At 32.5% G+C, this 3,008-nt stretch carries 3 protein-coding genes; all 3 read right to left on the minus strand.

The genetic code is table 11. The annotated features are described in order from the left end of the window. Positions 1-71 precede the first annotated feature (71 nt). On the minus strand, positions 72-800 hold the full coding sequence (locus A7A69_RS08755) for a hypothetical protein (protein WP_152877082.1): 729 nt from the start codon (positions 798-800) through the stop codon (positions 72-74). Positions 801-1,081: 281 nt separating this feature from the next. After that, complete coding sequence (locus tag A7A69_RS08760; protein WP_227656918.1) at positions 1,082-1,639, minus strand: plasmid replication DNA-binding protein; 558 nt, start codon at positions 1,637-1,639, stop codon at positions 1,082-1,084. Between the two features lie 60 nt (positions 1,640-1,699). Continuing rightward, entirely contained in the window at positions 1,700-2,623 is a 924-nt protein-coding gene (gene repM, locus A7A69_RS08765) for a replication initiation protein RepM (protein WP_005021644.1), read from the minus strand. Positions 2,624-3,008: the final 385 nt, after the last annotated feature.

The following is a 3,008-nucleotide window of genomic DNA, read 5'->3' on the forward strand; positions in this document are numbered from 1 at the left end:
ACCATTATGTTAAATAAGGCCATATCTAACTAAAAAGTGTCTCGAAAATCTGTGGCTATTAACTATTTGAATTAGAGAGTAAGTGATTGCTCAGAACTTAATGAACCATAAGCCTTTTCCCATTTATAATATGGATTGACCTCCCCATTGATCACAAAATTTAAAAAAGTACTATACTTAAGAGAATCTAACCCATCTAACAATAGAGACTCTAATCCAATTTTTTTTCGAATTTTATCTTCTTCACAAATTAACATTGCAGTCATGAAAGGTAATAACCAATCTTTGGTCATATCATAGTCTTTATAAACAATTCTAAGTCTATTCAGTCCATTAATAAAATATTGAAGAACAACACACCTACTATTACAAAAAGAAATTAACTCATCATCACTAATATTAGGGTATTTCCATTTTAAATCTTTTAAATCATCTACATAGTCAGATGCTTGACGTATATTTTTATAAAGAGCACCTGAAATATAAGGATTATCTTTATAACTAGCTTCTTTTTTTTCTATTTCGTTCAAACAGAGTATTTGCAATTCAGCATGTTGGATAACATAACTAGCAATTAACTCTCTTAAATCCATTATAGGGTTTGTAGATAACTCAATATTCTTAAAGTTTGCATAAAGAGAATTTATGAGATTATTTCGAAACTCATCACTTAAGCTAGCAAATCTAGGAATACTTAAAAAAGCTTGAGTATGTTCATGAAAAATCTCATCTAATATTGATTTACCATCATTATCTGATTTTTTATTTTTCAATATTTTATTAAAAAAACCTTTAAACATATTTCACCATTTTTTTGATAACTTTTTTATCTAAAATTAACATAATACACCTTATACGAAATCATTAATAAAACCTTAATATAATCAATGTATTATTCTGTACAAAAAAGCCTAAGAGACCACTCTTAGGCTTTTTCAGTGATTTTTCGTGTTCCACGCTCAATAACTAAGCAATGTTCCACAAGTTTATTCAGTTTTAATAAACCTCATCCGGTTTTTTGATGAGTCATTATTTCATGTGCTTGCACTGAAATTGGCTCATCAAAAAATTGGAGTCCTGGCTAACCATAAGGAAGGAAGAAACGGCTCAGGAAGCCCCTCTTTTTAGGCTCAGGCTCAACGTGTTCAGGGACAGGGATACGTTTATTGTCTTTCTGAGGAGTAGTCAATCCGTCATAGTTTGACTCAGTCTGTGGCCGAGGATCTGTTGCTATATTCGAATTAGTAGATTCATTTAGTTGATTAATATTTTCTTGTTTTGGCTGTTCTAAGGTGCCCTTAAACTCAATTCTATGAGTAAGATCTTCAATATGTTGCATCAAAGACTTTTCTCTTTGATTTGCTAACTCTAACTGATTTTTGAGTAAAGAAATTTGATCTTTTAATACATTTTCAACTTCAGATTGAACGTGTACTTGTACATCCTTTTGAACTTGTTCAGTACGTGCACTGGACTGAACACCGACTGGATTGCCATAAACTCTGATAAGTTCAGACAAGTCTATAAGTCCATCATGATCTCTTGATAATTCACCACTTTTTAAAGCCTCGTATATTGTTGTACGTGATTTTTTAAAGGCTTTACTTGCGTCCATAACGCTAAATTTTGTTGTGTTCAATGGAATCCCTCAGTGCGTGTACAAGGATGTTTATGTGAACATCCAATCTGAACATGAAGTTTATTTTGTATTAAAGCCTACTTTTTTTAGATATGGGAGTAGTTCTTCAAATTTTTGTGGATCTCGTAGCATTTCAGAAATTCGAACTGCAAATTGTGAGTAGCTTTCAGTACCTTGAGAATATTTATTCATCTCTGGAAGCTCAGACAGTTTACTGGCAAAAAGATGACGCTGTGCATCGGTAAATTTTGAGAAAATCTCAAGAGCAGTTTGCTCTTTGTTATGAGCTATAACGACTTTTTTCAGTTTAAAGTTGAATGAAAAACCAGAAATATTACGTCCCTTTTTATGTTGCTGACATTGGACGTTAATATCCGTGTGTTCATTAATTTGGGCAATAGCTAGATTTAATACTCGATCTTTGAAATTTCCCATTCTTGTATATTCATCATCAAGAACGCCTATTTTTTGTCTGAACTCTGCTAGTTCGATAATTGGAGTTTGACCCGTACTACGCCAAGCAATTAATAATTCATACAACCGCACAGCATAAGCACTGCTGAGATTACTAATCTGTTGTAACTCATATTTAGTGAATTGTTCTTCTAAACGTGTAATAAGTGGCACGATTGCAGGGGCAAATATTAACTTTACTGTAGCCTCATCATCGATATATCTAATCTCGCTCACCCAGCGACTTAAAACATTCTCTACATTTCCTCTTTTATTAATTTCTTGATAGCTAAATTGACGTACAAATAGATCCTTACAAGCATCTTTTAACGCTTGGTAAGCTGTTTGTCTTGCAACATTAAATTGATTTACATAACTCTCAGCATGCACTTCTAAGGGGTCATTTGCATTGATTCCTCGACCACTATCTCTTGCTTCGACGATAGCTAATAAGATCAAACGTTGTTCTACTAAGTCTAAGTTATAACTCGCATTAATTAAGGCATTATCTTTAACTACTAAGTCCCGCATTTTATTTGTCTACATTATTACTTATGAATATAAATCTATAATAATAAATATGTAGATTAATGCAAGGTAAACGTAGTTAAATCTACAAAAAAAATAATGTAGATTATTGGTAGGTAAACGTAGTCATATTGGTAGGTAAACGTAGTCATATTGGTAGGTAAACGTAGTCATATTGGTAGGTAAACGTAGTCATATAAGATCTAGAAGCCTTTATTTACAAAGTCTTGAGCATGTCTAAAAGCATTTAAAAGCTTAAAAATAATTAAAAGCCCAGGGAATGAAAAATTGCCCTTGGTTTTCGCTTCGCTCAAACTCTATTGAATCTCGCTTTCGCTCGATTCGTCGGGGCAATTTTTGGTTCATGTTTTCGTGACTTTTAGAAAAG

It is taken from the genome of Acinetobacter guerrae (assembly GCF_009372255.1).
Taxonomy (GTDB): domain Bacteria; phylum Pseudomonadota; class Gammaproteobacteria; order Pseudomonadales; family Moraxellaceae; genus Acinetobacter; species Acinetobacter guerrae.